The sequence below is a fragment of the Thalassolituus sp. UBA6592 genome, from assembly GCF_002433655.1.
Taxonomy (GTDB): Bacteria; Pseudomonadota; Gammaproteobacteria; order Pseudomonadales; family Oceanobacteraceae; genus Venatoribacter.
The window spans coordinates 1-5916 of record NZ_DJIO01000124.1; the positions used below are offsets into that span (position 1 = coordinate 1).

Annotated in this window: 8 protein-coding genes; 2 read left to right on the plus strand and 6 right to left on the minus strand. The window is 53.0% G+C overall.

The window, feature by feature from the left end; genetic code table 11:
• Positions 1-851: alpha/beta hydrolase (locus B2Z72_RS11560; RefSeq protein ID WP_297004864.1), on the plus strand; the 851-nt coding region annotated here is incomplete at its 5' end.
• A 100-nt stretch (positions 852-951) separates the two neighbouring features.
• On the opposite strand, the gene B2Z72_RS11565 is transcribed toward B2Z72_RS11560, so the two are convergent.
• The gene (locus B2Z72_RS11565; protein ID WP_296984153.1) at positions 952-1716 is read right to left on the minus strand and encodes a DUF599 domain-containing protein; all 765 of its coding nucleotides are present in this window, start codon (positions 1714-1716) and stop codon (positions 952-954) included.
• A gap of 373 nt (positions 1717-2089) precedes the next feature.
• Between B2Z72_RS11565 and B2Z72_RS11570 the strand changes: the two genes are divergently transcribed.
• Positions 2090-2347 carry a hypothetical protein gene (locus B2Z72_RS11570; protein WP_296984151.1) on the plus strand — a complete coding sequence of 86 codons (258 nt, stop codon included), beginning with the start codon at positions 2090-2092 and terminating at the stop codon, positions 2345-2347.
• 222 nt (positions 2348-2569) lie between these two features.
• On the opposite strand, the gene B2Z72_RS11575 is transcribed toward B2Z72_RS11570, so the two are convergent.
• The 5 genes from B2Z72_RS11575 to B2Z72_RS11595 are packed head-to-tail and all read right to left on the minus strand — an operon-like array spanning position 2570 to position 5627.
• Positions 2570-3100 carry a DUF6942 family protein gene (locus tag B2Z72_RS11575; protein ID WP_296984150.1) on the minus strand — a complete coding sequence of 177 codons (531 nt, stop codon included), beginning with the start codon at positions 3098-3100 and terminating at the stop codon, positions 2570-2572.
• Positions 3097-3807 (minus strand): arsenical resistance protein ArsH, encoded by a 711-nt coding sequence (gene arsH, locus B2Z72_RS11580; RefSeq protein WP_296984149.1) that lies wholly within the window; start codon positions 3805-3807, stop codon positions 3097-3099. The genes B2Z72_RS11575 and arsH overlap by 4 nt, the downstream gene beginning before the upstream one ends.
• Positions 3808-3810: 3 nt before the next feature.
• Positions 3811-4806, minus strand: a complete 996-nt coding sequence (gene arsB, locus B2Z72_RS11585) for an ACR3 family arsenite efflux transporter (RefSeq protein ID WP_296984148.1) — start codon at positions 4804-4806, stop codon at positions 3811-3813.
• 2 nt (positions 4807-4808) lie between these two features.
• Complete coding sequence (locus tag B2Z72_RS11590) at positions 4809-5276, minus strand: arsenate reductase ArsC (protein ID WP_296984147.1); 468 nt, start codon at positions 5274-5276, stop codon at positions 4809-4811.
• A 27-nt stretch (positions 5277-5303) separates the two neighbouring features.
• Positions 5304-5627, minus strand: a complete 324-nt coding sequence (locus B2Z72_RS11595) for a metalloregulator ArsR/SmtB family transcription factor (RefSeq protein WP_296984145.1) — start codon at positions 5625-5627, stop codon at positions 5304-5306.
• Positions 5628-5916: the final 289 nt, after the last annotated feature.

A 5916-nucleotide genomic window follows, 5' to 3' on the forward strand; every position in this document is an offset into this window, starting at 1 on the left:
CGCACAGCTCTATACAAGCTCAGCCACAAGCCCCGGCACAAACCCTGACACAAGCACCGAGGCGACCACCGATCGTGTTTATTCATGGTATGTGGTGCGGACCGGAGGTATTCGACCATTACCGTGACTTCTTTGCTGCCGAAGGCTTCACCTGTTACGCCCCACCGTTGCGCCACCATGATAAGGCAGATAACCGTGACGAGCTGCCGGGCACCATCGGCCTGCTCGACTATGCCCGGGATCTGGAACTGTTTATCCGCACCCTGCCGGCCAAACCCATTCTGATTGGCCACAGCATGGGCGGCCTGCTGGTTCAGATGCTGTGTGCCCGCGGTCTGGCAGAAAAAGCGGTGCTGCTGTGCCCGGCGTCCCCGGCGGGCATCCATGCCCTGACACTGTCGGTGGTGCGCAGCTTTTTTGCGGTAATGTCGCGCTGGGGTTTCTGGAAAAAGCCCAATAAATTATCCCCTGCTGCAGCAAAGTACGCGCTGTTTAATCAAATGCCCCAGGAGCAGATTCCCGCCGCCATGGCCGCCATGCGTTACGAAAGTGGACGTGCAGCCGCGGAAATTGGCTTCTGGTTAGTGGACCCGGGCAAGGCCAGTGCCGTCAATGCTGAGCTGGTGACGCTGCCAATGCTGGTCGTCAGCGGTCTGAATGACCGTATTACGCCAGCAAAAGTGCACCGTAAAATCGCCGCGCGCTACGGCGCGGAATATCGTGGTTATCCGCATCATGCCCACTGGCTGATTGCCGAACCCGGCTGGGAGAAAATTGCTCAGGATATTCTGCACTGGCTGGATGCAGAGGCCGCGAATTTACGGCAAGAGGATTCACAGAAAAAGGATTAAAAGTGACTGGATTAACATTCAGGCGACAGCCATCAGAGAAATAACAGCAGAAGCTGGCGGCAACAAACCACCAGCCTGTGGTCAGAAATTCCAGTGCCGGTCAGGACTGACGGCCACCCGGTTCGGATAATTCTTTATCATCCTTAAAGACCTTCTCGCCAACATTCTCTACGCCCATCATGGCGTACAGCGCACTGGAATTAAATTCCCGCTTGTACAGGACCAGTACCACCACCACAGTCGCAGCCATAAAAGCAAATGGATGGATAAACCAGGCCAGCGCCCCCAGAGAGAAGTAGAACGCGCGCAAGCCATAGTTATAACTGCGGCTCGCCTGATCGATTACTTTTGCCGCGTAGATCGAAAAGCTGCGGCGGTCAGACGCAGTAACACCCTCCTCTGCCGGGGTCGGCGCAGCCCCCACCAACACCGAGGCGAAACCAAACTGACGCATGGACCAGGTGAAGGTAAAGAACGCATAAATAAAGATACAGATCAGCGTCGCCATCTTCAGCTCCAGCGTGGAGAGGCTGTCGTGAATCACAAAGGAGACATTGGCCAGCATGATCTCCAGCTTATCAACCGCCGTCATGGCGGTTAACAAACCCGCCATAATCAGTACACAGGACGAAGCGAAGAAATTTACATTGCGCTCAATGTTGGCCAGCAACGCCGCATCACCGACCCGTACTTCCCGCCCCAGCAGACGGCGCATCCAGTTGATCCGGTGAACGTGCAGTACAGAAGACAGAGACGCGGTGGTTTTGCCACGGTAAGCAGAGAATTGGGTGTAGCTGACCCAGCAGGTGACGAACCACGCCAGACTGATCCAGTTGAGGATCCCGATTGATCCGATTTCACTCATAAGGGCTTCTCCATCTTGGCCTGGGCTTCTGTCACGTTTATCACTTTGTGTTTGGGCAGAGCGGTACTCTGACTCAGAGCATATACTGATACAGAATAACTATGAATACGCTGATTCCGACCTGAGTCAGTGTTATCCGCAATCGGCCGGCAAAGCACCTGCAGACCACCGGTACGGAGCCATTCGATTAATTGTATCAATGATGCCAGAATTCGCTTGCGCAGCGGTGCAATCGGCCTATTATTCGCGCCATCAGCGGCTGAAACTGATCAGATTATGATCGGTGCGGATATTTCAGTCCGGACAAGCCAGACAGCCACTGACAACCGGGTTCGCCCATTTAACCAGATGTGTATTGATACTGAGGAATACCATGACTAAGAAAGCCATCGCGGCCTCTCAACGCCATGCGCAGCAGAGCCAACAACAGAGCCAAAAACAGGGCCAGAAGAAAGCCGGCCGTAACCTGCATGCCTGTGCGACCATTATGCGTAAAGGTGGAGTGCATGAAAAAAGCGGTAAAGCCAAACGGGCTGGCAGCAAACAGCAACTGAAAAAGGCAATGCGTGAGGGGGGCAACAGCTCCCCTTTTTATTGCCTGCTGTTCAGTGATTTTCGCCTCGCCTGCTGATCGCAGCTGATATCCGCCAGTAGCTGCTGACGACTCCCTGCTCTTCTCTCGCTTTCCTTTTACCGTTTTCAGTTTTTCGTTTTCCCTTTTCGTTCTTCTTTTTCTTTTCTCTCGCTTCCTGCTTACTGCTTCCTACGTTCAGTCTGCGGTATGCCTTGCGTATTTTCCTGATTCAGACTGAGATGACTCTCACCACCGGATGGTAACCCTTGTTAATCCGGATTAAAGCTCGCCGGTCAGAATATGCACCAGTCGCTGAATTTTAATATCAGACAGCTGGCGGTAATCAAAGTAAGGACAAACCACGATACCGCTGGCGGCGTGTACGGCAAAATCCGTATCCAGCCAATGCAGTTCATCATTCAATCCCAACGTTCCGGCATAGCCTTTGGCCAATACCAGACGAACGCTGCCATGCTGACGCTTGACTTGCGGTGGGGAGAATATCAGCGCTTCATCGCTGTGCTGCTGCAATAACTGCTGATCACGATAGTCCTGCCAGCGTGGGTAGCCCAATGGCTCTACGCACTGCTGTTTATAAGCAGCGATCAGTTTGGCGTAGACATTAAAAATTTTGCGCCAATGATTGCCGGTGGTTGCCGCAATATGGGCAATCTCACCGGGCTGCATGGCAGCAACTCCTTTGAGTTGCTGATATTCCGGCAATGGCGGGCGGTTGGCGATATACACCGTAAACCGCGCGTTTTCTGAACCGAGCCCTAACTGCCCGCCGCCTGAGCTTTTTGCTGTCATATTGAACGCTGATTCACCCGCTTCATCAGTTCTTCAGCGGTTTCTTTGCGCTCTGAATAACGGTCCAGCAGTACATCATTGCGATCGCGGGTCAGCAGTGTGAACTTCACCAGTTCTTCCAGCACATCGACAATACGGTCGTAATAAGAAGAAGGCTTCATGCGGTCATCGTCATCAAATTCCGCCCAGGCTTTGGCCACGGACGACTGATTAGGAATGGTCAGACAACGCATCCAGCGGCCCAGAATACGCATCTGATTTACTGCATTAAAAGACTGCGAACCTCCACACACCTGCATTAATGCCAGGGTTTTGCCCTGAGTCGGACGTACCGCGCCCAGACTCAGAGGAATCCAGTCGATCTGTGATTTCATAATGCCGGTCATTGAGCCATGACGTTCCGGCGAGCACCACACCATGCCTTCGCTCCAGGTCACCAGTTCACGCAGCTCCTGCACTTTTTCATGTTCCGGTTCGGCGTCATCCGGCAACGGCAGACCGGAGGGATTAAACACCCGGGTTTCACAGCCCATGGCTTCTAAGATGCGTGCGCTCTCTTCCACAACTAAGCGGCTGAACGAACGCTGACGTAATGAACCGTACAGCAACAGAATTTTTGGCTTATGAGTCGCCGGCTTTGCAGCAAAGACTGCGTCAGCGTCCGGCACTTTAAAAATATCGCCAACGATATTGGGGATGTCGTTCATCACTTAAAACCTGTGTTTATTGGCAAACGCCACCAGCGATAACATCACAGGGACTTCCACCAGCACCCCCACCACAGTGGCAAGGGCAGCACCGGAATTCAGACCAAACAGAGAAATCGCCACGGCAACCGCCAGTTCAAAAAAGTTACTGGTGCCGATCATGCAGGCAGGTGCTGCAATATTGTGCTTCAGCTTCATGCGTCTGGCAATAAACCAGGCGATAAAGAAAATGCCGTAAGTCTGTAATAGCAGCGGAATCGCAATCAGCAGAATATCAAACGGCTTGGCGACAATGGTGTTGGACTGCAGGGCAAACAGAATCACCACGGTGCTGATCAGGCCGAGAACAGAAAACGGTTTAATCGCCACCGAAAAATGATTCAGGCGCTCCGCCGACAGAATTTTGCGTGTTAAAACTCCGGCGACCAGCGGCAGTACAACGTACAGCACCACCGACAGCAGCAGGGTCTCCCACGGCACCTGAATATCAGAAACACCCAGCAAAAAAGCTGTAATCGGCGCAAAGGCAAAAATCATAATCAGGTCGTTTACTGACACCTGCACCAGTGTGTAATTCGGGTCGCCCTTGGTCAGCTGGCTCCAGACAAACACCATCGCCGTACAGGGTGCGACACCCAGCAGAATCATACCGGCGATGTATTCACTGGCGGTCTGCGCATCCACCAGCGAGGCAAAAAAGACTTTAAAAAATAACCAGCCCAACGCCGCCATGGTAAAAGGTTTGATCAGCCAGTTGATCACCAGCGTCAGCACCAGCCCCTGTGGTTTTTTACCAATATCTTTGATGGCGGTGAAATCAATCTGAATCATCATCGGGTAAATCATCAGCCAGATCAGCACGGCCACCACCAGATTCACCCGGGCGACTTCCAGCCCGGCGACTAAGGCGAACAGATCCGGTAACAGCAGTCCAAGCACCACACCAGCGATCATGCCAGCGCCGACCCACAGCGTCAGATAACGCTCAAAAATACCCATGATTATTCTCCTGCCTGCATCATAAACAGGTCTTTAATCTGCTCGTTGGTTTTGTCCTGCCAGTCCACGGCGACAAGATTACGGATACGCTGACGTAACCGCGCAGCAACATCCTCAAACATCTGCTGCTGTTTTTCTGCATCCTGTTCCTTCGATGGGTCCGGCAAGCCCCAGTGCACTTTAATGGCATTGCCCATCCACAGCGGGCAGCTCTCTCCGGCGGCGCTGTCACACACGGTAATCACCACATCCGGGGAAAAGGCTTCAAATTCGTCCCAGCCCTGGCTCTGCAGATCTGAGGTATTAATTCCCTGCTGCTGCAGAAATGCCAGAGTACCCGGATACACTACGCCAGCGGGCTGGCTGCCAGCACTGCGCACATCGAAAGCACCGCCCGCTTCGTCACGGCAAATGGCTTCGGCCAGAATGGAACGGCAACGGTTATGGGTACAGACGAACAGCAGTTTCATAAAAGGAGTCTCTGATTTTTGTTGGCTTCAGCAGCAGCCCGCCTGGGGCATTTGCGGAATCAGTTCAGGATGGGCTTCGGCAGTTTCGGATATAACGCTGTACACCCAGTTTTCCAGCTGTGGATTCAGCCGGTAGTGCACCCACTGTCCGGTTTTGCGCGTCAGTAGCAGACCACTTTCCCGCAGCGGCTGCAGGTGGCGTGACACTTTCGGTTGGCTGATGTCCAGCGCCGCCATCAGATCGCACACACACAACTCCCCTTTCGCCTCGATCAGCAGCACCAGCTGCAGGCGGGTGTCATCCGCCAGACAACGAAACAGGGTATTGGGCGTAATTTTCTCTTTACTCATAAGGGCTTCTTTCATCATGCCGCTCATAGTATATATGGATTTCCATATATACAAGTGAAAGCCGGTCAGAGACTGTCCACAAAGCCATCCCTAATGGCTCTGAAGACACTTATCTGCGGCTGCAAATCTGGGTAAGCTGTCGGCAGAATAATAATTTGCGGAGTCAGGCATGCCATCCTCAACCCCTTTTCATCTGATCGTTTACGGTGCCACCAGCTTTGTTGGCCAGATTCTCACCCGCTATCTGGCCGAAACCTATGGTGTTGGTAATAGTGTCGGCAATGGCCTC